At 67.1% G+C, this 25,089-nt stretch carries 24 protein-coding genes; 10 read left to right on the forward strand and 14 right to left on the reverse strand.

Features of this window, described 5'->3' with window-relative positions:
- Positions 1-127 precede the first annotated feature (127 nt).
- The 3 genes from ACHQ4I_RS34130 to ACHQ4I_RS34140 all read right to left on the reverse strand — a co-directional run bounded on the left by ACHQ4I_RS34130 (position 128) and on the right by ACHQ4I_RS34140 (position 2,815).
- Positions 128-685 carry a hypothetical protein gene (locus ACHQ4I_RS34130; RefSeq protein ID WP_420776006.1) on the reverse strand — a complete coding sequence of 186 codons (558 nt, stop codon included), beginning with the start codon at positions 683-685 and terminating at the stop codon, positions 128-130.
- A 21-nt stretch (positions 686-706) separates the two neighbouring features.
- Positions 707-1,804 (reverse strand): ComEA family DNA-binding protein, encoded by a 1,098-nt coding sequence (locus ACHQ4I_RS34135; RefSeq protein WP_420776007.1) that lies wholly within the window; start codon positions 1,802-1,804, stop codon positions 707-709.
- Positions 1,805-1,987: 183 nt separating this feature from the next.
- Positions 1,988-2,815, reverse strand: coding sequence for a class I SAM-dependent methyltransferase (locus ACHQ4I_RS34140; RefSeq protein ID WP_420776008.1), 828 nt, complete (start codon positions 2,813-2,815; stop codon positions 1,988-1,990).
- Positions 2,816-2,872: 57 nt separating this feature from the next.
- Between ACHQ4I_RS34140 and ACHQ4I_RS34145 the strand changes: the two genes are divergently transcribed.
- Positions 2,873-3,475: a TetR/AcrR family transcriptional regulator gene (locus ACHQ4I_RS34145; RefSeq protein WP_420776009.1), complete on the forward strand. Its 603-nt coding sequence runs from the start codon at positions 2,873-2,875 to the stop codon at positions 3,473-3,475.
- A gap of 47 nt (positions 3,476-3,522) precedes the next feature.
- On the opposite strand, the gene ACHQ4I_RS34150 is transcribed toward ACHQ4I_RS34145, so the two are convergent.
- Entirely contained in the window at positions 3,523-4,149 is a 627-nt protein-coding gene (locus tag ACHQ4I_RS34150) for a histidine phosphatase family protein (protein WP_420776010.1), read from the reverse strand.
- A gap of 188 nt (positions 4,150-4,337) precedes the next feature.
- On the opposite strand from ACHQ4I_RS34150, the gene ligD reads away from it, so the two are divergent.
- The gene (gene ligD / locus ACHQ4I_RS34155; protein WP_420776011.1) at positions 4,338-5,288 is read left to right on the forward strand and encodes a non-homologous end-joining DNA ligase; all 951 of its coding nucleotides are present in this window, start codon (positions 4,338-4,340) and stop codon (positions 5,286-5,288) included.
- Positions 5,289-5,511: 223 nt separating this feature from the next.
- Here the strand turns inward: ligD and ACHQ4I_RS34160 are convergent, their stop codons facing one another.
- Positions 5,512-6,003, reverse strand: coding sequence for an FBP domain-containing protein (locus ACHQ4I_RS34160; protein ID WP_420776012.1), 492 nt, complete (start codon positions 6,001-6,003; stop codon positions 5,512-5,514).
- A gap of 99 nt (positions 6,004-6,102) precedes the next feature.
- Positions 6,103-6,759, reverse strand: coding sequence for a transcriptional repressor LexA (gene lexA, locus ACHQ4I_RS34165; protein WP_420776013.1), 657 nt, complete (start codon positions 6,757-6,759; stop codon positions 6,103-6,105).
- Positions 6,760-6,920: 161 nt separating this feature from the next.
- Between lexA and ACHQ4I_RS34170 the strand changes: the two genes are divergently transcribed.
- On the forward strand, positions 6,921-7,679 hold the full coding sequence (locus ACHQ4I_RS34170; RefSeq protein WP_420776014.1) for an SDR family oxidoreductase: 759 nt from the start codon (positions 6,921-6,923) through the stop codon (positions 7,677-7,679).
- 219 nt (positions 7,680-7,898) lie between these two features.
- Positions 7,899-9,110 carry a threonine--tRNA ligase gene (gene thrS, locus ACHQ4I_RS34175; protein ID WP_420776015.1) on the forward strand — a complete coding sequence of 404 codons (1,212 nt, stop codon included), beginning with the start codon at positions 7,899-7,901 and terminating at the stop codon, positions 9,108-9,110.
- 10 nt (positions 9,111-9,120) lie between these two features.
- Here thrS and ACHQ4I_RS34180 read toward each other — a convergent pair whose 3' ends face one another.
- From ACHQ4I_RS34180 to ACHQ4I_RS34215, 8 genes are all read right to left on the reverse strand, one after another.
- Positions 9,121-9,567 carry an HIT domain-containing protein gene (locus ACHQ4I_RS34180; RefSeq protein WP_420776016.1) on the reverse strand — a complete coding sequence of 149 codons (447 nt, stop codon included), beginning with the start codon at positions 9,565-9,567 and terminating at the stop codon, positions 9,121-9,123.
- A 337-nt stretch (positions 9,568-9,904) separates the two neighbouring features.
- Positions 9,905-10,747, reverse strand: a complete 843-nt coding sequence (locus tag ACHQ4I_RS34185) for a DegV family protein (protein WP_420776017.1) — start codon at positions 10,745-10,747, stop codon at positions 9,905-9,907.
- A 3-nt stretch (positions 10,748-10,750) separates the two neighbouring features.
- Complete coding sequence (gene octT / locus ACHQ4I_RS34190) at positions 10,751-11,467, reverse strand: diglucosylglycerate octanoyltransferase (protein ID WP_420776083.1); 717 nt, start codon at positions 11,465-11,467, stop codon at positions 10,751-10,753.
- A 583-nt stretch (positions 11,468-12,050) separates the two neighbouring features.
- Entirely contained in the window at positions 12,051-12,710 is a 660-nt protein-coding gene (locus ACHQ4I_RS34195) for a histidine phosphatase family protein (protein ID WP_420776018.1), read from the reverse strand.
- Positions 12,703-13,146, reverse strand: a complete 444-nt coding sequence (gene rsfS / locus ACHQ4I_RS34200; protein WP_420776019.1) for a ribosome silencing factor — start codon at positions 13,144-13,146, stop codon at positions 12,703-12,705. The genes ACHQ4I_RS34195 and rsfS overlap by 8 nt, the downstream gene beginning before the upstream one ends.
- 82 nt (positions 13,147-13,228) lie before the next feature.
- On the reverse strand, positions 13,229-13,870 hold the full coding sequence (gene nadD / locus ACHQ4I_RS34205) for a nicotinate-nucleotide adenylyltransferase (protein ID WP_420776020.1): 642 nt from the start codon (positions 13,868-13,870) through the stop codon (positions 13,229-13,231).
- A gap of 48 nt (positions 13,871-13,918) precedes the next feature.
- Positions 13,919-14,605, reverse strand: a complete 687-nt coding sequence (locus ACHQ4I_RS34210) for an RsiV family protein (protein WP_420776021.1) — start codon at positions 14,603-14,605, stop codon at positions 13,919-13,921.
- Between the two features lie 68 nt (positions 14,606-14,673).
- A complete protein-coding gene (locus ACHQ4I_RS34215; RefSeq protein WP_420776022.1) occupies positions 14,674-15,444 on the reverse strand; it encodes an RsiV family protein in 771 nt (256 codons plus the stop codon).
- 147 nt (positions 15,445-15,591) lie between these two features.
- On the opposite strand from ACHQ4I_RS34215, the gene ACHQ4I_RS34220 reads away from it, so the two are divergent.
- The 6 genes from ACHQ4I_RS34220 to ACHQ4I_RS34245 all read left to right on the forward strand — a co-directional run bounded on the left by ACHQ4I_RS34220 (position 15,592) and on the right by ACHQ4I_RS34245 (position 24,693).
- Entirely contained in the window at positions 15,592-16,857 is a 1,266-nt protein-coding gene (locus ACHQ4I_RS34220) for a glutamate-5-semialdehyde dehydrogenase (protein WP_420776023.1), read from the forward strand.
- An 84-nt stretch (positions 16,858-16,941) separates the two neighbouring features.
- Entirely contained in the window at positions 16,942-17,823 is an 882-nt protein-coding gene (locus ACHQ4I_RS34225; RefSeq protein WP_420776024.1) for an AAA family ATPase, read from the forward strand.
- A 3-nt stretch (positions 17,824-17,826) separates the two neighbouring features.
- Complete coding sequence (locus tag ACHQ4I_RS34230) at positions 17,827-19,242, forward strand: vWA domain-containing protein (RefSeq protein ID WP_420776025.1); 1,416 nt, start codon at positions 17,827-17,829, stop codon at positions 19,240-19,242.
- A gap of 90 nt (positions 19,243-19,332) precedes the next feature.
- Positions 19,333-21,201 carry an HSP90 family protein gene (locus tag ACHQ4I_RS34235; protein ID WP_420776026.1) on the forward strand — a complete coding sequence of 623 codons (1,869 nt, stop codon included), beginning with the start codon at positions 19,333-19,335 and terminating at the stop codon, positions 21,199-21,201.
- A gap of 1 nt (position 21,202) precedes the next feature.
- Positions 21,203-23,146, forward strand: coding sequence for a hypothetical protein (locus tag ACHQ4I_RS34240; protein ID WP_420776027.1), 1,944 nt, complete (start codon positions 21,203-21,205; stop codon positions 23,144-23,146).
- Between the two features lie 149 nt (positions 23,147-23,295).
- A complete protein-coding gene (locus ACHQ4I_RS34245; protein ID WP_420776028.1) occupies positions 23,296-24,693 on the forward strand; it encodes an outer membrane protein assembly factor BamB family protein in 1,398 nt (465 codons plus the stop codon).
- Positions 24,694-25,089 lie beyond the last annotated feature (396 nt).

The raw sequence follows: 25,089 nt of genomic DNA on the forward strand, positions 1-25,089 counted from the left end.
TCCCCGCAAAGCCCGCCGACCATGGCCCCGCAAGGCTTCGCGCCCCCGGTCCCCCGCAGCCCTTCTGTCGCCGTCCCTCGCAGCCCGCCGATCCCCGCGCCCGCCCCAGATCGGCCACCATCCCCCGTCACCCGCCGATCGCCGGCAACCGCCGCCACTCGACCGCCGCCCCTCGCCGCCATTCGGTCGCTGCCCGCTGCAGCAGATCGGCCATCATCCGGTGCGGCCCGACGGTCGCTGCCCTGCGCCGCGCGTCGGTGCCCGTCCTCCTCTGCCGGTCGACCAATGTCCTCCACCGCCCATCGGCCGCTGCCACTCGCCGTGAATCGGCCGCCATCCCCTTCAGCCCGCCGATCGCTACCCTCCACCGCCGATCGACCACCATCACCCACCGCGGATCGGCCACTGCCCCGAGCAACGCGTCGGCCACCATCCCCGGCAGCGCGCCGACCGCTAACCTCCACCGCCGATCGACCACCATCACCCACCTCAGATCGGCCACTGCCCTGCGCCATGCGGCGGCCGATATCCCCTGCAGCCTGCCAATCGCTAACCTCGGCCGCCGGTCGACCACCATCACCCGCCGCCGGTCGGCCACTGTTCCGCTCCGCGCGTCGGTCACTGTCCCCTGCGGCCCGCCGATTGCCGTCCCCCGCAGCCCGTCGGCCGGTGCGACTCCGTCCATTCGGCGCACCCCCGTGTGCGGTCATATCGTGACCAGGTCGCGGAGGTGGGCGAGGCGGGCTGGGCCTATGCCGTCGACTTCGGCGAGTTGGGCGATGTCGGTGAATCGTCCGTTTGTGGTGCGCCAGGCGATGATTGCGTGGGCGGTGACGGGGCCGATGCCGGGGAGGGCGTCGAGTTCGGCTTCGGTCGCTTTGTTGAGATCGACTTTGGTCGATGAGCGTGGTGTTGCGGCGGAATTCGATGACGAACCGGTCGGCGCTCGTCCGCCCGCGCTGATCGTGGCGCTTCCGAGCGGCGGGCCCGCGTTCGGGCCACTCGGGCCGACGAGCACTTGGTCACCGTCCTGGAGGCGCTGGGCCAGATTGAGGCCGTTCAGGTCCGCGCCGTCCTTCGCACCGCCCGCGGCGGTGAGGGCGTCGGCGACCCGCGACCCCGTTGGCAACCGGACGAGACCGCCGCGGTGTACGAGGCCGACCACGCTGACGACCAATTCCGCTGCGGGAGTGGCGGTTACCGATGCCACGGTCGATATGGCGCCAGGTGCCGCGACCATGCTGGGGCCGGACGGTCCTGCGGATACCGTGGCCGTGCCGGCGCTGGTTCGGACCGCGGACAGTGACGGAACTGCCTGCGCCACCGGCCGCTCGCGCAACACCACAACCGATGCGGCGACCACCGCGGCCAGCCCGACCATGGCCAGCGTCACCAATCCCCGCCACCCCGGATCCATTCGCGTCCCCCGAAAACGTTCCGGCACAAGCCGATCCCGCCACGCCGAGCGACCCTCCGGCTCATCCAGCCAACCGGGAGTGCGCATCTCGCCGACCCCGTCGGCAAAGTCGTCGCCCTCGTCCCCGGCGTCCGCGATCCGCGCATCCCCGGGGCTCTGCGCGGGCAACTGCTCGTCATCCCACCGTCCGCTACTCGTCGGGCGCCGCGAACCCACCGACGGCTTTACGCACCGCCTTTCGGCCCCCAACCGCTTTTCGGGCTTGCCGTGCTCGGCACCCGCCGAACCGACCGCACCCACGGCCCCGATGGTTCGGCTGGCACCGACTCGCTCGGTCAACGCGCTCAGTCGCCGCCGAATCCGTTCGCGCTCGTCATGTCGTGACATGGCGGCGACGCTAGTCCCGGTTCAGCGACTCGAATCGGCGCTGAACAGGCGAAACAAAAAGTCTGTTGATAACTTTCGGCCTGTGGACAACTCGACCGACCATGGCACGGATTTTCGGTCGGCGACAGTCGCGCCGCAATCACATCGCACGCCTGCTGACCAGCGTGCCGAGCGCGGAGGTGATCAGGACATGCCGGTGCGCGCGGCGATGACCACCGTCGTGGTGTACTGCACCGTGAAGGAGCCACCCGCGGCATCGATGGCGGCCCCGACGCCCGCCAGCACCTGCTCCTGCGTGGCCGCCGAGAACTGGGCGTGGCCGCCGGTTGTCGGCAGTTGGTCCAGCCACTCGTCCCGGGAATAGGTCCGCTCCCAGTCGAAGCGCCATTGCTCGGGTTCACCGAAACCGCCGGCGGCTCGAATCCCGTCGACCACCTTGTTGTGCGGCGCCGAGTACGCGTCCTGTGCGGCCGCCGTCGCCCAGCGGGCAGCGAGCGAATCGGGCGCTACCCGGCGATAGACCGCGGCGAAGGCCTGCGCCAATTCGGTCGGCGGGTTGCCCGCGTTCCAGAATGCGGCCAGCCGCCCACCGGGCCGCAGCGCCTCGGCCGCCTTCGCGGCGCCCGCGACCGGATCCACCCAGTGCCAGGTCTGCCCGGCGATGACGGCGTCGAATATCCGGCCGGCGGGGTCCCAGGCTTCGAAGGCCGCCACCTCGACCTCGAATCCTTGCCGGCGCGCGAACTCACCCATGCGCGCGTCGACCTCGACCCCGAGCACTCGGCAGCCCGCCGCCCGGAACTGCCGGGCGGCAATGCCGGTGCCGATGCCGACATCGACGACATCGGGTCCGGGGCTGGCGGCGACGATCGCGTCCACCATGGCGTCGGGATAGCGCGGTCGGGCCCGGTCATATCGGTCGGGGTCCGAGCCGAACGACTCGGCCAGTTCGCGGGCTTGATGCGATTCGCGTGCGGAGACCGGTGTCGGCTCCGGAGGTAGAGTGGGCATGCGCCCACCATAGTGGGCACATGCCCACTTGCCAATAATCGACGAACCGGAGGCACCGTGCCGACAGGCGTGGCCATACGCGATCCGCGCGAGCAGTTGTTCGACGCCGCAGAGCGAATCCTGCTGCGGGACGGACCGAATGCGCTGACCAGCCGCGCGGTCACGACCGAGGCTGGCTGCGCCAAGGGTGTGCTGCACCGGCACTTCGCCGACTTCGACGCCTTCCTCACCGAACTCGTGCTGGATCGCATCGGCCGGATCGATCAGCAGTCCGCCGCCCTCCGGGAATCCGCAGGTACCGGCGCGGTCGCCGACAATCTCACCGATGCGCTTACCGCCGTCTTCGAATCGGTCGCGGTCGCCATCGTCAGCCTCGTCACCTTCCGAGATGAGCTGCGCACCCGCCTACGCCAGGTCCGACCGCCCGGGGTCCCCGTGCTCACCGAAGCGACAGCAATGATCGCCGACTACCTGACCGCCGAACAGGACCTGGGCCGTATCGCCGCCCATGCCGATGTCGACACCCTCGCCCTCACCCTGATCGGCAGTGGTCACCTACTCTTCGCCGACCGCAAAGACGCCCCGCCCGGAACCGCAGCCACTCACAAGGTCGTAACCACAGTCATCGCAGGGGTTCTCCGAGAACCCTCGGAGCAGTAGCACCATGTGAACCCGAATATCCAATGCGCGCACGATGATCGGGTTCCTCAATCGAGATGGCGAACCTCACCCAGGCTGACGACCTGACGGTTGCGGTAGAAGTCATCCTCGCGCAGTTCCGTGATGCTCCCGGAAGCGGCATGGAACCGGGCGTAGCCGAGTGATCCGATCGGCAACCTGGTCCATGACGCCACCACGAATGTTATTGCGCCGCCGTGCGTCACGATGACCTGGCGCTCGCAGTCGCTTTGCAGGATCACCTCCATCGCCGCGTAGATGCGCTGCGCGAATGCCGCGATGGTCTCCGATCCCGGCACACCTTCGTCGTGTCGCATCCGCGCACCGACGGCGGGCGGGGGCACGAACCGCTGGTTCAGCCATTCCTGGGGCTTACCTTCGGCCTCGCCGTAGGACTTCTCGCGAAGTCTCGGATCCAGGACCGGCCGCACGCCCAATCGCTCGCCGATGACGGTCGCGGCATGCGAGGCACGCCGCAGATCCGAGGAGAACAACTCGACATCGACCTGCTCGGGGATCCTTGCCCGCAGCGCCTCGGCGATCGCCGCCGCGGCACGCAAACCAGCAGGGGTGAGCTGCGCGTCGTACCACCCACCCACCAATCCGTCCACGTGATGTGTCGACTCCGGATGGGCAATCACGTAGAGCGTTCGCATGACCTTGTTTCTACTGGACCAATGATGATGCGGTGAGTGCAGGAGAGACAGTGCGCAGCCCTCGCACTGTCCCCGGTGGGGCGCAGACGTGCGCTAACGAAAACCAGAGACCGACCACTCGGTACTATTCGGCTAATTGTCGGAGTCGACTCTCTCGCGAAAGGTCGGGCGATGGCGGCGATGCGGTCGTGACCAAGCTGCCGCTCTACGCGCCGATGCTGGCCACGGCGGGCAACCTCCCCGCCGATGATGAGCACTGGGCCTACGAGGTGAAATTCGACGGCATCCGGGCGATCGGCTATATCGACCGCGACCTGCGGCTGGTGTCCCGGAACAACAACGACATCACCGTCGCATGGCCCGAACTGGCGGCCATGGCGCCCGCCGACCCCCCGTTCGTCGTCGATGGTGAAATCGTTGTCTTTACCGCCTACGGACGCAGCTCGTTCGAGGCTTTGCAGCCCAGGATGCACCAGCGCAACCCCGCCGCGATCCGAGCCCTCGCCAAGACCGTCCCGGCGACCTACATGATCTTCGATCTGCTCCACATCGGTAATCGCCCGCTGATCGACCTGCCCTACCAGCAGCGCCGCCAACTGCTGGAACAGCTCGGTTTACGCGGCCCGAACTGGCAAATCTCGCCGCAATTACCCGATACCGGCGCAGACGCGCTCGCCGAATCCAAACGCCTCCAACTCGAAGGCATCCTCGCCAAGCGCCTCGACAGCCCCTACCTGCCCGGACGGCGCAGCCCACTATGGACAAAGGTCAAGAACGTCAACGATCAGGAGGTCGTCATCGTCGGTTGGCGCCCGGGAACCGGTCGTCGAGCCGGCCACATCGGCTCACTGCTCATGGCGGTCCACGACGACACCGGCAAGCTGGTCTACATCGGCAACGTCGGCACCGGATTCACCCAAGCGATGCTGGCGGACTTGAAGGCGAGACTTGAACCGCTGCAACGCAAGACAGCCACCGTCGACGCCGATGTCCCAGATGCCATCTGGGTCGAACCCCAACTCGTCGGCGAAATCTCGTTCACCGAGAAGACCAGCGACGGAAGAATCCGACACCCATCCTGGCGAGGCTTGCGCCCGGACAAAACGCCGCGGGAAGTGCGATGGGAGCAACGGTCATGACGGCGCAGCCGATCCGGCAGCGTTTGGATCGGCGCTGCTACGGGGCAGGGATTCCGCTCCGGATGAGGCGGTCCGGCCTGTGGTCCGGGCCGTCTCGACCGGAGCGGAATCCTGGGCACCCCGAGTTCTGGTGCGGTGTCGCGGAACTCGGGGTGCGTCGATGCGCGGGTTCGGTGAGTGTCGGCGCATGGCATCTACCTCCTTTTCTCGGATGTGTACCGGACTAGCTGAAGAGCCTGGTGACGAAGGCGTTCATGTTGTCCCGGACCCGCCCGATCTTCGTCTCCTCGGTGATCAGGTCTTCCCGGTACCGGTTGCCGAGCGCGGGCGTTCGCTTACCGCGCGCGTAGAGCGAGCAGGCGAGATCGGTGCACATGTAGGTACCGATCGAATTGCCCCGGCGCCCGGATTCGCCGGCCTTGTGCGCGGTCATCAGCGAGACGCCGTGGCCGGTGTGCGAGGTCAGGCAGATCGCACACATCTGGGTCCGGCCGGATCCGCCCGTTTCGTACCGCAGCGCGATCCCGACGAGGCGATCGTCCTGCGGGACAACCAGATAGCCGCGCCCGGGCAGCGACGGATCGCTCCAGCCGAGGAAGTCCAGGTCATCCCACGGTTGCTCGTCCAGATCCCGGGGCACGGCCAACTTCTTGGCAGTGGTCTTGGAGCAGTTGATGAACGACGACCTGATGTCGCGTTCGGTGACGGCTTTCATATGGCATCGACTCCTTCGAGCGGTCGGTTGACAAACCGAAGCGACGCTACAGCTGGTCATTAGCTCGGGCAATGGATTTTCCGAGCCGCCACCGCGCCATCACACGCGGCGCATCACCGAGACCACCTTGCCCAGGACCACGGCCTCGTCGCCATCGATGACGTCGTAGGCCGGATTGCGCGGCTCCAGGTACACGTGCCCGTTGCGACGTCGGTAGACCTTCACCGTCGCCTCGCCATCGATCATCGCGGCGACGATGTCACCCGAATGCGCCTCGTGCTGTTTGCGGACCACCACCAGATCGCCGTCGCAGATCGCCGCGTCGATCATCGAATCACCGCGTACCCGCAGGCCGAAAACCGTTCCGCGCCCGACGAGTTCGCGTGGCAGCGTGATGATGTCGTCGGTGTGCTGCTCGGCGAGGATGGGCGTGCCCGCCGCGATATCGCCGACGACCGGCACCGTCACCGAGTCCTCGGACTGCTCTCGCGGTGCGGAAGCCTGCAGGAACATCCGCACGTCGATCGGCCGCGACATGGTCTCGCTGCGACGCAGAAATCCCCTGTCCTCCAAGGACTTCAGATGTTTGGAGACCGACGACGAGGAACGCAGACCAACCGCTTCGCCGATCTCGCGGGTGTTCGGCGCGTACCCGTGCCGCACCACCCAGTCCCGAATCGTGGCGAGGATGCGCTGCTGGCGCGGCGGGAGGGTCGAAGTGTCGAGGTGCTCGAAGGCATCGTCGTATCCGGTCACCCGGGGAATCGTAGAGGCAGGCACGGACACCTCGTTCGCGCATACCGTCCGACACCTGCGTGTTCTCCGGTCTTGTCACACCATGCCCGCGTACGTCGTCATACCAACGAAGACCTACTGACGCGGCCGCACACGGCGGCCCAGGCGACCTTGGAGGAACCATGACGACCATCCTGTTGACCGGCGGCACCGGCACGTTGGGCCGCCACGTCACCCCGCTGCTGGTCGATGCCGGTTTCAAGATTCGCATGCTCAGCCGCAATGCCCACGAATCGACGGAAGGCATCGAATTCGTGACCGGTGATCTCGTGCAGGGCACCGGCGTCGAGGCGGCCGTCGACGGCGTGGAGGTCATCCTGCACCTCGCGGGCGGTCCCAAGGGCGATGATGTGGCGACGCGGCACCTGGTCGACGCCGCGGCCAAGGCCGGGGTGCGCCACATCGTCTACATCGGCGTGATCGGCGCCGATAAGCTGCCGATCGGTTACTTCGAGGCCAAGTTCGCCGCCGAACAGGCCATTATCGAATCGGGTGTGCCGTTCACCATTCTGCGTGCGGCCCAGTTCCACGACCTCGCGCTGAAGACCGCGCGGGCCATGGCGAAAAGCCCGATCGTCCCGGCGCCGGGCGGGATCGACTGGCAGCCGGTCGATTCGCGGGAGGTCGCCGCGCGGCTCGTGGAGTTGACCCGCGGCGCACCGGCCGGGCGGGTGCCGGATCTGGTCGGGCCGACCGTGTACCCGATGGCCGAGCTGATCCGCGATTACCTGAAGGCAGCGGGCAAGCGGCGGTTGTTCCTGCCGGTTCGGGTGCCGGGCAAGGTGGGACGCGCTTACCGCGCTAAGGAGAATCTGACCATCGATGGCGCGACGGTCGGCAAGCTCACCTGGGAGAACTTCCTCGCGGAGCAGGTCGGCTAGCGAATCCCGGTGCACGACTGCACCATTGCGCACAGGACAGTAATCGACGAGCTAGCGCCACGACGGATCTGCTACTGTGGCGAACATGAAGCGCGCTGCTGTGACGACGACGCCGGAGACTGTCCCGGCGCGCTGATTGATGTCTTGATCGAAGCCCCGGGGCGAGTGCCCCGGGGCTTCGTCTTGTGGTCACTCGCCCGCTGTCCGCGAGGAGACCCCATGTACGACCACCGCAAACTCGGCCGCGAACTCGCCCTGTTCGACACCGACCCACTGATCGGATCCGGGCTGCCGTACTGGCTGCCCGACGGCGCCGTCGTGCGCCATGCCCTGGAGGAATACATCCGCGCCGCGGAACGACGGGCCGGATATCGGCACGTGTACTCGCCGGTGCTCGGGAAGCGCGAGCTCTACGAAAGATCCGGGCACTGGTCGCATTACCGCGATGACATGTTCCCGCCCATGGAACTCGGCGGCGAGCAGATGGTGCTGCGGCCGAGCCTGTGCCCGCATCATGCGGTGATGTTCCGCTCGCGCTCGCACAGCTACCGCGAATTGCCCTTGCGGATGGCCGAATTGGGCGGAATGTATCGCTCCGAACTCTCCGGCGTCCTAGGCGGACTGACCAGGGTCCGCGCGATCCAGCTCAATGACGCGCATATCTTCTGCACCGTGGACCAGGTCGCCGACGAGGTCGCGGGCGCACTGGAGCTGATCCAGCGGGCCCATGCGGCGCTGGGCATCGAACCCACCCGCTACCGGCTCTCACTGCCCGGTGCCGGCGGGAAATATGTTGCGGCCCCTGAACTCTGGCGGCGGTCCAGCGCCATGCTGACCGATGTCCTCGACCGCTCCGGCCTGCCGTACGAATCGGCCGAGGGCGAGGCCGCCTTCTACGGCCCGAAGATCGATATCCAGTTCACCGACAGTGCCGGTCGCGAATTCACCCTGTCCACCGTTCAGGTCGACTTCCACCAACCGGAGCAATTCGACCTGCACTACATCGGTGCGGACGGCGCGAAACATCGCCCGGTCATGGTGCACCGCAGCATAATCGGCAGTGTCGAACGGGCCGTCGCACATCTGATCGAGGAGCACGGCGGCGCGTTCCCGGCCTGGCTTGCGCCGACCCAGCTGGCCATCCTGCCGGTTTCGGCGGCAGAGGTCGCCCACGCCGAAGCACTCGCCGAGCGCTGCCTCGAACTGGGGCTGCGCGCCGAGATCGCCGATCACGAATCCGGCAGCCTCGGCGCTCGCATCCGCCTGGCCCGGCTGGTCCCCTATCAGGTCGTCATCGGCCCGAAGGAGGCCGCGAACGACCATGTCGCGGTGCGTCTGCGGGACGGGCATCGATTCGACTCACTGCCTGTCGACGAATTCCTCTCCCACATAACCGAACTCATCGCCGCAAACGGGACCACTTTGTGGTAGATCCGAGTCTTCAGTGCTCGGTGACGAAGTGGATCGCCAGCCGATCACAGAGTTCAGCGAGTGCGCAGGCATCGATGCGTGGCGCATCCGGCCACGCATCGGCGTTCGTCCACGGCACCGATGCCGGTGTGCCGTGGGGACGGGCGAAGACGTGTTGATGGAAGTGCGCGACGCTGAGCCCGGTGATCGCGGAGAATACGAATTCGGGCGCCAACTCGGCGTGTAACGCGTGCGCTGCGCGCCGGGCCGCCCAGCCCACGGCCCGCGCCTCGGCGTCGGTCAAGGTCGATAGCGTCGGTGCGTGCCGCCTGGTCTCCACGAACAGGTAGCCCGGCACCGGGGTGCCCTCGGTGAGCGGCCGGTGCGTCACCAATACCAGGTCGTCCGCATAGATCACCGGGCCGACCAACGCTCCGATCCCCCGATGCTTATCGCAGATCGGGCATTCATTCCCCACGCCATCACCATAGTCCGCGCGCACCGCCTCGATATCGAATGTCCACCACCCCGCCCGACATCGCCGAGAGCCGTTCCGGCACTTCGTGATATCCCGCTGGCAAGGTCGGGTCGGGCGCGGCCGCCTAGCGGACCCGCACATTGTGGTTCGTGGCATCGGCGATCAGTTCAGCGCCTTCGTGAAAGCAGTTGCGGAACTCGTCATGCCGCGACGCTAGTCACGTCCGGCGCCGACCGAAGGGGTTGCGATCAGCCAGAAATTATTACGCCCAGCACGCCACTCGACCGAAGATGCGGCACACCGGCGGCTGCTGAACCGTAGCTACAACTACTCCGTATCAGGCGCAGCCGCCGGGGACGACCAGCACGCCCACCGCTCCGACACCCAAATGAATGCCGAGGGTCGGCCCGAATTCGGCGACGATCAGTTCGCGGATGCCGGGCACCATATCGCGCAGTTGGGCGGCGACGGTATTCGCGGCGTCCTCGGCCCCGAGATGCTGGACCGCGACGGCGGCACCGTCGTCACCCGCCGCATCCACCGCTGCCGCAACGAGTTTGGCGTAGGCCTTGGAGCGGGTGCGGACCTTCTCGCGCAGTTCCAGGCGGCCCTCCACGATCTGCAGCAGCGGTTTGCTCACCAGTTCGCTGCCGAAAAAGGCTGCGGCGCTGCTCAATCGGCCGCCGCGGCGCAGTTGTTCGGTGCGGTTCACCAGGATGAATGTGCGCGATCGGCTCGACGCGGCGACGGCGGTGTCGTAGACGACATCCAATGCCGCGCCGCTGTGCGCGCGGCGGGCCGCGGCGAGCACGGGCAAGCCGGTGGCCAGGCCCGCGCCGAGCGAGTCGACCAGCCGGACCCGGTCGGCGGCGTCCATATCGCGGACCGCCTGCCGACCGGCCTCCCAGGTGCCGGACAGTTGCCGCGAAAGATGCACCGCGACAACGCCTTCCCCGTTGCTCCGGTCGAGCGCCTGCTCGTAGACCTCGCGCAGCTCACCGGGTGAGGCCGCCGAGGTCGTCACGGTATCGGAACCGTAGTCGATATCGATGGGATCGACACCTTCGCGAATCGCGCGGTCGCCGACCAGAACATGCAGCGGGACAACGGCAATGTCCAACTCACCGACGAGTTCCGCAGGGAGGCTGGCGGACGAATCGGTGACGACCACAACGGCCACGGACTACCGAACCTCCTGCAGGGTCTTCACCATCGAGTTCGCGACCGCGGTATGCCCGTCCCAGCCCCAGTGGATGCCGTCCGGATTCGCCGCACCGGAGAAGATGTCCTCGCGCACCGCTTCACCGAGATCGACCAGCGGCACCGAGGTCTTGGCCGACCACGCGCGCAGCGCCTTGACCGCACGCTCCCGACCCGTGTGTACCCGCCCATAGGCGGCGCAGTTGTGCACCGACGGGAGCACCGCGACCACGGGCAGATCGGGACGCAGCTGTGCCAGCGCCTCCCGCGACTGCTCCAGGTAGTCCACGCTCACCTTCGGCGGCAACGCCACGGGACGACCGAGTTTCGACAGTTTCGGCTGCAGCCAGTTGTACGTGGCGCGGACCCCGCGACGCAGTGCGGGCGGGCGCACGTAACGGATCAGCTCACGCAGCGCCGTCGGCAGTGGCGAGGGCAGGGTATCCATCCCGCCGACCGCGAAGACGACCGCACCCGCGCGCGGCACCGCGGCCCATATCCGGGGATCGCCGATCAAGGCCCAGTACGCGTCGCGGCAGGTCCAGCCGATACGGCCGATCAGCTCGACATCCCAATCGAGTTCGGCGGCGGCAAGATTGGGCCAGATCTTCGGATGGTCCGCGGGCAGGCCGCCTTTCGGACCGAAGTACGACAGCGAATCCGCGATCACCAGCAACACCGGCCGATCCGTCTTCGTCAGCTCATCGGTCGAGGCCGGTTCCGCGCCAGCGGCCGAAACCTCTTCACCGGCAACCGATTCGTCGGAATCAGCGGGGCTGAGCACGGATCCGACTCCGGCAGTGACGGATTCGCGATCACCGATCGTGGAATCCGCTGCGGCAGCGGACCGAGGACCGCTGGCAGTGGCATCGCCGCTGCTGAGCGCGGATTCCGCGGCGGGAGCGACAGACTCGTCCGCAGGTGCGGCGGTCGCAGCATCGCTCACGGATTCGGCGGCCGATGCCGCGGCACCGACGGTGCGAGTCGCGGGCTCGTTCGCATTGGTTACTGCCGCAACGCCTTCCGGTGGTTCACCCGCTGGTTCCGCGGGCTCCGCGCCGGTGCCGGACTTCGCCGCGGGCGCGGCGGGCTCGTCGTTCCCTTCACCGGCTTCGGCGGTAAGCGAGTCATCGCTGTCGGACTCCGGCGTCTCCGACTCGGCCGGCGCCTCCGGCTCGACCTTCTTCACCGGGGGAGGTCCGAAGAGCGCATCCGGGATCGCCCGTTCGGGCTTCGCCGAAACCCGACGAAACAATTCGTCCGGTACCTGCCGAATCGGTTCTTCAGAGGACATCCGGGGCCACCTTCGCCGCTGCGTTCCACACATCCAGGCGCCAACCGGGCTGATCTATGCTCGGGCCGTGGCTGCTCAGCTGCACCCAGCTGGTGTTGGCCAGTCCCCCAAGGGCAGGCCAGTTCCGCGGCGGCAGGTCGAGCAGCGCGGCCGTGAGGGCGGCGATCAGCCCGCCGTGCGCCACCAGGATGATAGACCGGCCGGGCCAATCCTGCCGCTCGGCGAACAATTCTCGAACGACGGGCAGCGAACGCGCGCCCACCTCGAGCTTGCTCTCGCCGCCCGGCGGGGTATAGGACGCGTCCAACCGCCAGGCCACCCGCGCGCCGGGATAGTCGGCGTCGACCTCCAAGTGGGTCAACCCCTCCCAGTCGCCGAGGTTGGTCTCGCGCAGCCGCGGATCCGGGACCACGGGAACATCGGTGTGGTCGGCCAATGCGGATGCGGTGTCGAAGGCGCGCCGCAGATCGGAGGACACGATGGCGATCGCATTGCGTGAAACCAGTTCGCGCGCGGCCTCTTTCGCCTGGCGACGGCCCAATTCGGTTAGATCGGTATCGATCTGACCCTGCATCCGGTCGCTGGCATTCCATTCGGTCTGGCCGTGTCGCAGCAGGATCAACGTGCGGACCCCGGCATACTTACTCACTCGGAGTCGTCCCCGTTTCGCTGTTCACCGCCGCGGCATCGTCTGCGTCCGCGCGCTTGAATACCTCGCTCCCGGCCGCGATCCCCTCCACCGGAACCACCGGGCAATCCTTCCAGAGCCGTTCCAGCGCATAGAAATTGCGCTCGTCATTGTGCTGGATGTGCACGACGACGTCGACGTAATCCAGCAGCGCCCAGCGGCCCTCGCGGGTGCCCTCGCGCCGGACCGGCTTGTGCCCGGCCTGGCGCAGCTTCTCCTCGACATTGTCGACGATGGCATTGACCTGACGCTCGTTCGGCGCGGAGGCGATCACGAAGCAGTCGGTGATCACCAACTGCTCGGACACGTCGAGCACCACGACGTCGGAGGCCAGCTTCTCGTCCGCCGCACGCGCGGCAACCTGCGCCATCTCCACCGACTCGACAGATGCGCTCATGCCTGCACCTCGCTAGCGCTCGGTTCCGGCATGACCGCAACAGCGGCTCCGCTTTTGGTTCGCTCGCTGCGCTCGCTCACGCCTAACAACCTTCCACTCCAACGGGCACATATAAATGCCGCTTCGATATGTACTGCACGACGCCGTCGGGCACGAGGTACCACACCGGCCGGTGCTCGGCGGCGCGGCGACGGCATTCACTCGATGAGATCGCCAACGCCGGAATCTCGATCATGGTCACCGCGTCGACCGGCAGGTCACGCAGATGCTCCTCGAGATGATCGGTGTTCAGCTCGTACCCTGGTCGACTCACCCCGACGAACTTCGCCAGTTCGAACAACTCCGCCCAATCCTGCCACGTCAGGATGTTGGCGAGCGCGTCAGCTCCGGTGATGAAGTACAGCTCGGCGTCGGGATGTTTGGCGCGCATCTCGCGCAGGGTATCGACGGTGTAGGTCACCTTGCCCCGGTCGATATCGGCGCGGCTGACCGAGAATCGGGGGTTCGACGCGGTCGCGATCACGGTCATGAGGTAGCGATCCTCGGCCGGACTGACCTGCTTATCGGCCTTCTGCCACGGCTGTCCGGTCGGGACGAAGATCACTTCGTCCAGGTCGAACCGGTTCGCGACCTCGCTGGCGGCGACGAGGTGGCCGTGGTGGATGGGGTCGAAGGTGCCACCCATCACCCCCAGCTTGCGTCGGCGCCGACCGTTCTCCTGCATGAGTGCCGAGCTTAACCGGTCGGTTCGGCTCGGCCAGGGGTCGGACCGTCAACTGCTGACGACCGCCCGCAGACCCGGCTTCAGCACCTGATCGAGTTCGGACCACGGGATGGTGAAGTCGATATAGCCCAGCGCGTGCGAGGCGATCTCCCCGACGTAGACCCGCAGTCCGTCGGGGGTGGCCAGCCAGTCCTTGAAGTTCTCCACGGCCGGGGCGATGCGCTCCTTGTCGTACGGGTTCGTACCGACGCGCGTCTTCGGGATCTGCGCCGCCGCCTGCGCCGACAGCACCTCTAGCCCCTTCTGCAGGTTGCTGAACAGATCGGGCAGTGTCAGCGCCTTCCCGGTATCGATATCCGTGACGTGGGTGCGCTTGAACGTGGTCGGATGCACATAGCCGTCGTCGACTTCGATGCCGAGCACGCCGCTGAGCACATGGCCGCCGATATGGGCGACCTCACTCCTGAACCCCGTCACCTTCCGATTCTCCGCCGCGGATCGGATAAAGGGATCGACCTCCGCGCGCATGCCCTCGTTGAAATCGGTGCGCGCGTCGTCGCTACCGCCCGCCACCTGCGGCAGGTCGACCGAGTACCACGGGCCTTCGAGCCGAATCGAGGTCGCGGTGAAGCCCGATGCCACGGTCGAGCCGACGCTGGTCCGGTCATCGGACCCACAGGCCGTGAGCACGGCGAACAGGATGCCGACCAGGACTGCGGCAGCGGTCTTCCTCATTACGCCTCCCCGATAGCTCGCGTTCGTGCCCGAGAAAGTACCACCGCGAGATGGGTGTCACATGATCGTCAGCTGCTGAGGACCGCTCGCATCCCCGGCCGCAGCACGCTGTCCAGCGCGGACCACGGGATCAGGACGTCGATATTGCCCGCGGCGTGCGAGGCGATCTCACCGAGATAGATCCGCATGCCCTCGGGCGTGGCGACCCAGGTCTGGAAGTGTTCCGTGGTCGGCGTGAGCTCGCTGCTGCTGTAACCCGTCGCCCGCGGATTCTGCTGGACCAGGGCCTGTGCCTGCGTCGAGAGCGCGTTCAGGCCCTGCTGCAGATCGGTGAACAGATCGGGCAAGGTGATGGCCTTGCCGGTGTCGACATTGGTGACATGCGCGGAGTCGAAGCTGTTCGGGTGCGCGGCGCCCGCGCCGTACACGCTGGTGACCAGATGCCCGCTGAGCACATGGGTACCGATGCGGACGACCTGGCTGTCACCACCGGTGACCGAATCGCCAGGACCGGTGATGCGGTCGATCCACTCCTGCGCCGCGGCCCGCATCGCTTGGTTGAATTCGGCTCGGGCGTCGGCCTTTCCGCCGCTCACCTGGGGCACGTCGAGTTTGTACCCATTACCCTCGAGGTGCAGGGTGGTCGCGGTGAAGGCCGCGGTTTGGTCGGCGCGAGGGGATCCGGCGACCGTTGTCGCCGATTCGGCCGACGGTGCGCCCGCCGCGGAGGAGGTCGCGGTCACCGACGACGATCCGGCACCGGGCGAACCGTCCGGCCCGCAGGCCGTGAGCGCAGCGGCGGTGGCCAGCGCACCGATAACAATGACGGTCTTGTTCATCTGGGGGCTCCGAATCGGCAGCGCACCGAGGCGATCTCGGTGTCATCGCCCACGATGACGATGGCGCCTAATGGTTTTCTTATCGTTCGCAAACGGGTCCGCAGGTCGTGGATATGGCCCTGCCAGCCGCTCAGTAAGCTGTTCCCCATGACGGCAGGAACGACCACCGGGCAGGATATCCGCGAGACGGTGCACGACGCCGCGCGCAAGGCTCGGGTGGCGTCGCGCGCGCTCGCGCAGCTGACCACCGCGCAGAAGAACGAGGCGCTGCACGCGGCCGCCGACGCATTGCTCGGCGCGGCCAACACCGTGCTCGCCGCCAATGCCGAGGACATCGCGACCGCGCAGGCGGCGGGGACCGAGGAGTCGCTGCTGGATCGGCTGCGGCTGACCAAGGCCCGCATCGACGGCATCGCCTCCGGCTTGCGCCAGGTCGCCGGGCTGCCCGATCCGGTCGGGGTGGTCGTGCGCGGGTCCACGCTGCCGAACGGGCTGGAGATTCGTCAGGTGCGGGTGCCGCTCGGCGTGGTCGGCATGGTCTACGAGGCCCGGCCGAACGTCACCGTCGACGCGTTCGGGCTGGCGCTCAAATCCGGCAATGCCGCACTGCTGCGCGGTTCCTCCTCGGCGGCGCACTCGAATGCCGCCCTGGTCGCCGTGCTGCGCGAAGCCCTTGTCGCACTGGACATCCCGGCCGATGCCGTGCAGCTGCTGCCCAGCCACGACCGGTCCAGCGTGACCCATCTGATCCAGGCCCGCGGCCTGGTCGACGTGGTGATCCCGCGCGGCGGGGCGGGCCTGATCAACGCCGTGGTCCGCGACGCCCAGGTGCCGACCATCGAGACCGGCACCGGCAACTGCCACGTCTACGTGCACGAGGCCGCCGATCTGGAGATGGCCGAGCAGATCCTGATCAACGCCAAGACCCGCCGTCCCAGCGTGTGCAATGCGGCCGAGACGGTACTCATCGACGACGCGATCGCCACCACCGCCGTACCCCGGCTGATCGAGGCCCTGGAACGGCACGGCGTCACCGTGCACGGTGATCTGCCCGGTCTGGTGCCCGCCAACGACCAGGACTGGGGCGAGGAGTACCTCACCCTCGACATCGCCCTCAAGGTGGTCGAGAACCTGGACGCCGCCGTCGAGCACATCAACACCTGGGGCACCGGCCACACCGAGGCCATCGTCACCGGCGAGCTGGCCGCGGCCCGCGAGTTCACCAACCGAGTCGACGCCGCGGCCGTCATGGTGAACGCCTCCACCGCCTTCACCGACGGTGAGCAGTTCGGCTTCGGCGCAGAGATCGGCATCTCCACCCAGAAGCTGCACGCCCGCGGCCCGATGGCGCTGCCGGAACTGACCTCGACCAAGTGGATCGTCTGGGGCGACGGCCAGATCCGTCCGGTCTAGATTTCGTTCGGTGTAAGAACCGCCGAGCGCCTGCTTAGGACCCTCCCGTAGCGTGAAGGGTGGGTTTCGAGGGAAGGACGCCACGTGGCTACCGAAAGCGCAGTGCAGGAGCCGATCTTCACATCGGTCGACGATGTGATCGAACGGCTGGCCACCACCGGATACCTGGCCGATAAGGCGACGGCGACATCGGTATTCCTGGCCGACCGGCTCGGCAAGCCGCTGCTCATCGAGGGCCCGGCCGGTGTCGGCAAGACCGAACTGGCCAGGGCGGTCGCGCAGACCGCCGACGCGGAACTGGTGCGCCTGCAGTGCTACGAGGGCGTCGACGAGGCCCGCGCGCTGTACGAGTGGAACCACGCCAAGCAGATCCTGCGCATCCAGGCGTCCAGCGAGAACGACTGGGAAGAGACCAAGGCCGACGTCTTCACCGAGGAATTCCTGCTGTCGCGGCCGCTGCTGACCGCGATCCGGCGCGCCGATCCGACCGTGCTGCTCATCGACGAAACCGATAAGGCCGATGTCGAGATCGAGGGTCTGCTGCTCGAGGTGCTCAGCGATTTCGCGGTCACCGTGCCGGAACTCGGCACCATCACCGCCAGCCGCAAGCCGTTCGTGGTGCTGACCTCCAACGCGACCAGGGAACTCTCCGAGGCGCTCAAGCGCCGCTGCCTCTACCTGCACCTGGACTTCCCGGACGAGGAGCTCGAGCGTCGCATTCTGGCCAGCCGCGTTCCGGAACTGTCCGCCGCGGTCGCCGCCCAGCTGGTGCGGATCGTGCACGTGCTGCGCGGGATGCAGTTGAAGAAGCTGCCGAGTGTCGCCGAGTCGATCGACTGGGGACGCACCCTGCTCGCGCTCGGCATGCAGGATCTCGACGACACCACAGTGCGGGCCACCCTCGGTGTCGTGCTCAAACACCGAGCCGATCACCAGCGCGCGCTGGCCGAGCTGAAGCTGGCCTGAGCCATGGCGGCCGGATCGCAGCCCACACTCGACGCACCACACGGGATTTCGGGGCATCTCGTCGGTTTCGTCGAGGCGTTGCGGGCGCGCGGCATCGCGGTGGGTCCCTCGGAGACCGTGGACGCGGGCCGGGTGGTTTCGGTGCTGGACCTGCTCGACCGCGAGGTCTTGCGCGAGGGTCTGGCCTGCTCACTGCTGCGCCGCAGCACGCACCGCGGCACCTTCGACGGCCTGTTCGACCTGTGGTTTCCGGCCGCGCTCGGCGAGCGCAGCGGCGCACCGGATGACATCGAGATTCCGCGCACGCCCATCGGTGAGATCGACATTCCCGCGCTGCGCGGACTGCTCGCGAACCTGCTGACCAGGGAGGATTCGACGCAGCAGCAGGAAGTGATCGCCGCCCAGCTGGTCGAACAACTCGGGCAGTACGAATCCTCGCGCGGGCCTTCCTTCTCCGCCTACCGGACGCTGCGGGAGGTACAGCCGGAAACGCTGCTGGCCAGGATCCTGCAGGGGCTGGCCGCCGGACCGGACACCAGTGAATTCGACACCGAGATCGCCCGCCGCATCGGTCGGCAGCGCATCGCCGGATTTCGCGCCATCGTGACGGCGGAAACGAACCGCCGGGTGGCCGAGAATATCGGCCGGGAGCGCGTCGCGAGCTATGCGGTCGCGCGGCAGGTCGAGGATGTCGACTTCCTGCGCGCCTCGGAAACCGAACTCGCCGAAATGCGGCGCAGCACCCAGCGACTGGCCAGGATCCTGGCGTCCCGACTTGCCGTGCGGCGCAGGCATGCTCGCCGTGGCGAGATCGATTTGCGCAAGACGCTGCGCAAATCCATGTCGACCGGCGGCGTGCCCATCGACCTGGTGAGTCGCAAACCACGGCCGGGTCGTCCCGAGTTGGTGCTGCTGTGCGATGTATCGGGTTCGGTGGCAGGGTTCAGCAACTTCACGCTGTTGCTGGTCAACGCGCTGCGCGAACAGTTTTCCCGGGTGCGCATTTTCGCGTTCGTGGACCGCACGGACGAGGTGACCCGGTTCTTCGATCCGAACACCCAGTTGGACAAGGCCATGGCCCGCATCTTCACCGAGGGAAACGTGATCGGCCTGGACGGACATTCCGACTACGGCCATGCGCTCGCGGGCTTCGCCGCGGACTGGCCCGATGCCGTCACCGCCCGCAGCTCGCTGCTGATCCTCGGCGATGCCCGCACCAATTACCGTGACCCGCAACTGGATACGCTGCGACAGCTGGTGCACACCGCCAAACACGCGCACTGGCTCAATCCGGAGAAGGAAAGCAATTGGGGCTCCGGCGATTCCGCCGCCGATAAGTACCGCGAAGTGATCGAGATGCACGAATGCCGCTCGGCCAAACAGCTGACCGCGGTGGTGTCGCGCCTACTGCCGGTGTGAGCAATCTCCCTCGGTCGAAACGTCCGCCTCTGTTAACACCATCAGCGTTCGTTAAGAGAACCGTTGGGGCTCGGCACCAGGATTCGAGCCATGGTGAAGAGCACACCGGATGGTGCACGGGCCGGGTCGGGCCTTGGTGGGTCGGGGCAGAGTTATTCATTCCAGGTCGATCTGCGCGGGATCGTCGACCTGTTGTCGCATCATTTGTATTCGAGTCCGCGGGTGTACATCCGGGAACTGCTGCAGAACGCGGTCGATGCGGTCACCGCGCGCACGCAGCGCGATGCCTTGGCGCCCACCGCGATTCGGCTGGTCATCGACGAATCGGGGCTGACGATAACCGATCCGGGCATCGGTCTCACCGAGGCGGACGTGCACCGTTTCCTGGCCACCATCGGACATTCGTCGAAGCGTGACGATATCGAGGGCGCGCGCCGAGAGTTCCTCGGGCAGTTCGGCATCGGGCTGCTGGCCTGCTTCACCGTCGCCGAGACCGTCCGGGTGGTCACCCGCTCGGCCATCGATCCGGACGCCGCGCCCGTCGAATGGCTGGCCGCCGCCGACGGCACCTATTCGCTGCGTCGGCTCGATCCCGCGGACCGCCAAGAGCCGGGCACCGCAGTGCATCTCACGCCGCGCGCCGGTGCGGAGCCCTGGTTCGCGCCCGGGCGGGTGCTGGAACTGGTCCGCGACTACGGTTCGCTGCTGCCGTATGAGGTGACGGTCGAGGCGAACGGCGCGGGTTTGCGCGCGACCGATGCTCCGCCGGTCTGGCGGCGCACCTACGCGTCCCCGGCGCTGCGTCGGGCGGCGCTGTTCGAATACGGCGAGCGCACGCTCGGCTTCACCCCGCTGGATGTGATCGAACTCGATGCCGAGGTGGCCGGGGTCAGCGGCGTCGCCTTCGTGCTGTCGCAGCCGGGCAATCCGGCAGATCCCAGCGCACATCGGGTCTATCTCAAGGGCATGCTGCTCGGTGACGCGGTGCGCGGCTTGCTGCCGGACTGGGCCTTCTTCGTACGCTGCGTGATCGATACCGACAGCCTGCGCCCGACCGCCTCGCGCGAAGGACTCTACGAAGACGAACGCCTCGCCATCGTCCGTGACACCCTCGGCGACCGAATTCGGGACTGGCTCACCGAAATCGCCGCCGAACAGCCCGAGCGGCTGGCCGCGTTCCTGTCCGTGCACGCGCTCGGCGTCAAGGCGATGGCCAGGCACTCCCCGCACATACTGCGGATCATGGTGCCGCACTTGCTGTTCGAGACCACCGACGGCCGGATTCCGCTGACCGAATTCGCGCGCAACCATCCCGCTGTCCGGGTGACGGCCACGGTGGAGGAGTTCCGCCAGGTGGCCGCGACCGCCGCCGCACAGGGTATCGGCGTCGTCAACGGCGGCTATACCTATGATGCGGAACTCGTCGCCCTGCTGCCCGCGATCCTGCCCGGCGTCACGGTCACCGAACTGGACGCGGCCGCGGTCACCGCGGCCCTCGACCTGGTGGATCCGCCTGACGAGCTGGCGCTTGCCCAGGTGCTCGCGGCCGCCCGCACGGCACTGGATCCGCTGTCCTGCGATGTGATTCTGCGTGCGTTCCATCCGGTTTCGGTGCCCGCCCTGCATCTGGACAGTCGCGGCGCGCGCAATGAGCGAACACGGCTCGAGACCACTGTCGGCGCTGACGAACTCTGGACCGAAATTCTCGGCGCGTTGGAAGCGAGCGCACCCCGTGCGCAGTTGGTGCTGAACCACCGCAGTCCGGTGGTGCGCAGGCTGAGCCGCATCGGTGATCCCGCCTTCCTGAAGACCGCGATCGAATCCCTATACGGACAGGCGTTATTGATGACGCACCGGCCGCTGCGACCCGCCGATACCGCCCTGCTCAATCGCGCATTCGGCGAATTCCTCAGCTGGGCGACCCGGCACGCGGCGGGCGAAACCGCAGAGGAGGCCTGAGATGGAGACCTCCGAGATCCAGACCGCACTGGCGCAGAGCCGCTCGTTGCCGCACGGACGCGGTCGCACCGAACGCCTGGAAACCCTCGCCGCCGCGGCGAAGTCGGGTCCCGACCGGGCACTCGAGGGGAATGTCCTGTTGGAGCTGGCCAAGGCCTACGCCTATGCGGGCGAACGAGATCTGGCGCCGGTCGCCTACGGCAGACTGCTGCGGATCTACGACGAATTTCCGGCCGAACTCGGGTCGATGACGCATTCGGTGCACTGGTACCTGAAATGGTTCACCTGGGGCCTGATCGAGAATCCCGGTGTACCCCTGCCAACCATCTACCGCTGGCTCGATGAACTCGAAAGTCGTTACCGGCAGCGGGGATACAGCGCTCGCCCGGTGCTCGCGCTGCGCTCCAACCTCGCCCTCGAACTCGGTGAGCACGACGCGGCCACCAAACTGCTCGACGCGGCCCGCACGGCACCGCGCGACAGCATGTCCGACTGCGATGCGTGCGAACGCAACGAGTGGGGCGCCAACTACGCGCAGGCCGGTGACGATGAGGCCGCACTGGAATGCTGGCGTCCGGTCATCGACGGTGCGCGCAGCTGCGCCGAGGAACCGCACCGGGTGCTCGGGCAGGCGTTGCTGCCGATGGTGCGCACCGGTCGCGCCGCCGAGGCGCGCAGCGCGCATTTGACGGGTTATCCACTGGTGCGCCACATTCCGGATCTGCGGCGCTCGGTGGGTGAGCACATCGAGTTCTGCGCGTTGACCGGGAACGAGGCGCGCGGCCTCGAAATCCTGGCCGAGCACACGGCATGGCTGGCCGACCCCGGTGCGGACGCCGCCATCCGGCTCGCCTTCATCTCCGGCGTCGGTGTGCTGCTGCGGCGGCTCACGGAGCTGGGTCTCGGTGCGGTCGAAGTCGGTTCCGGCACAGTCGATTCGGTGCGCGCGGGGCTGACCGCCGAAATCGGCGAGCTGACCGCGCGCTATGACGCCCGCAATGGCAACACGGTGGTCAGCGACCGCGTCGCCGCCCGGCTCGCGCAACAACCACTGCTCGACCATCTGCCGCTCGGTGTGCGAAGCAGCTTGCCGCGCGAGGTCGTCGTGGCACCGGCCGTCACCGCCACCTCCGAGGAACAAGCCGAAGACGCGCGGCAGCTGGCCGAACTGGCCGCGGTCCGACTCGTCGACTATCCCGAAGATGCCGAACAGTATCTGCGGCAGGCACTCTCGATCGGTGCGAATGCACTGCCCGCCGAACATCTCGCGCGCCTGAGTTCCCAGCTCGTCATGGCGCTGTCCGGGCAGCGCGGCCGCGAATTCGAATTGGCGGATGCGGCACTGACCGCCGCCGCGCGCTGGGAGCCGATTTCGGCCGCCGATGCGGTGCACCTCACCTTCGTCGCCGCGCGGGCCTTCCACCGGGCCGGACGACACGGGGAGGCCGCCGCCCTGTTCGAACAGCCGCTCGCGGCCGGGGAGATGCCCTATCCGCCCGCCGAAATGGCTGTCGTGCGCCGCCAATACGGCGAATCCCTGCGCAAGCTCAACCGATTCCGTGATGCGGCACAGCAATTCGTCGAGGGCGCGCGGCTGGTGCACAACGATCCCGATCGAGTCGAACTGGAGGCCGAACTCGCCTGGTCGGCGGCCTCGATGCTGGATTTCTGCGGCGAGGACGCACAGGCGGTCGCCGCGTTTCAGCGAGCCGCGCGACTGTGGGGTGACCTCGGTCGCATCGGCCCGCGAGCCAAATGCCTGCGCTCGGCCGCCTGGCTGCAGCTGTACGGCAGCGGGATGGAGGCCGATCGGCCATGGCTGGCGACGATGCGCGCACTGCTCGAGGAATTGGAAGAACTGGCCGAGACGGCTCCGTCGGCGGAGGTGAACACCGAACTGCTCAACACGCGCAGCCAGCTAGCGGATATGCAGGATGACGACTAGGAGTTCCAGACGAAACACGCTGCGCGGCAAGCTGAACCGGCACATCAGACGCGGTTCGGTCTGAGTTCTCAGCCTTGACAAGGCGATACCTTGCATTATTGGACCGTCGAGCGTCTGGTCCCCTATCGATGCATGAAGGAGACCTCCGAGTGAACAAGGCAGCAAGGTGGCTCACCGATCGGCGGAGGATCTGGATCACGGTGCTGGTCGTGGCTGTAGTGGCGGGTATCGCCGCGGTCGTGTGGGTGAACCGATCACCAGAGCAGCCGCAGGAGGTATCCGCGGCGTACAGTCGGTTCCGGATTTCCCCCCGGCTCGACTCCGCTCCGGTGCCGAAGTGGACATTGCGCGTTGCCGACTTGTCCGACGAGCCCGGTGCGGTTCTGCTGGCTGCGCCGTATTCCCTTGGTCGCTATGGCGGCTACGGCTCGCCGATGGATGCCGGGACGATGATCGTCGCGGCAACCGCGGTGCCCGGCGGGCCTGCGCCGGGCGAAAGTGCTGGACTGACCGTCGGTCGGGTGCGGATGCACGGCATCGATCCGGACACCGGCCAGGTGCGCTGGACGACCGATGTCGGTGAACTCTTCGGCTGCCGTGAGCAGGTATTCGACGGAAAGATCGCCTGCTACGGCACGCAGCGGGTGTTGATCATCGACGCTGCCACGGGGGCGGTACTCGGAGACCATGCGACAGACTTCGAAGTCATGGACGTGGCGGTGCGCGACGGCGTGGTTTCGGTAGCCGGCCGAACCGCGGACCGGATGACCGCCGTCGTCACGCGAGGGACCGATTCCACTATCGAGGCCACCTGGCGGCGGACGTATCCGACGCCTGTTCCCGGCGACCCGGTCAGGCCCAGGATCGTGCAGGACTACTTCCTGGACGGGCACGACCATGACGTTCGGGTCTACGATCTGCGCACCGGCGAGTTGCTGTTCACCGGCCCCGTTGGCTATGCGTTCGACGGCGGCATTGTCGCTTCGCAGGTGATCGACCGCAGCGGGAGCGCGGGAAGGGTGACGCTTCTCGATCGCAATGGCCACCCGATCACCGAGGTCAGCAACCCCAGCTTCCTCCTCGAGTGGTATCCGACCGCGACCGCGACGCCGCCGCCGATTCTCACCGGTGAGAGTGCTTACGAGCGAACGACAGGTCGAGTCCTGTGGACCAATGCGCAGATCGGCATCGACGACTACGCCGGACGCAAGAGCGCGATACAAGGAGTAGTGGGTAACATTGTGATCGTCCGATCGCTCGATGGATCACAGTTCGCCGGTCTCGATCTCACTGACGGACACCGAATCTGGCAGCAGCCGACACCATTCTCGAACAGGTCGCGCTACGACGGCATAACCGACGCCAGGCACCTCATACTGACCGACGGCACCACCGTGCACGCGATCGACGCCGGAGACGGCTCGACTTCCTGGTCGATGCCGTTACCGCCCAGTGGTGATCCCAGATTGCGCACGGCGGCGAAGGCGATGGGTGGCCGCATGGTCACGGTGACGGCGCAGGAATTCACCGGATACGCTGCGGCATAAGATCTTCGACCTTCCCACAGCCTCATCGGTGAATTCGGGTCGAGAGCGGAAATCCGACTGGCGATCAAGATCAGGTGGCACTGGTGGCGGGGGCTTCTCGGGCGATGCCGCCATAGATTCCACGTGATCACATGTCCAGTTGTGGGGGGTGGGTGGTGGCGTTCGGGTTGGGTGGGCTGCGGTAGGTCCTGTTGTTCTGCACCGACTCCCAGAGGGTGCTCGACCCGGATCGTTTGGCGTTCCATGGTTTTGCCGGTGCAGTGCTGGGCACGTCGTGTGCCGTACCCGACTTACCTCCCGCAGTCAGGTGGGCAGGCCCGCGGCTTCCAGCTCAGTCGACTGGCTGTGGTTGCGTTCTCGAGCGTTTCGAGGGGGGTGGGATGGTTGTTGTGGGCT

This window comes from Nocardia nepalensis (assembly GCF_048910785.1).
Lineage (GTDB): Bacteria > Actinomycetota > Actinomycetes > Mycobacteriales > Mycobacteriaceae > Nocardia > Nocardia nepalensis.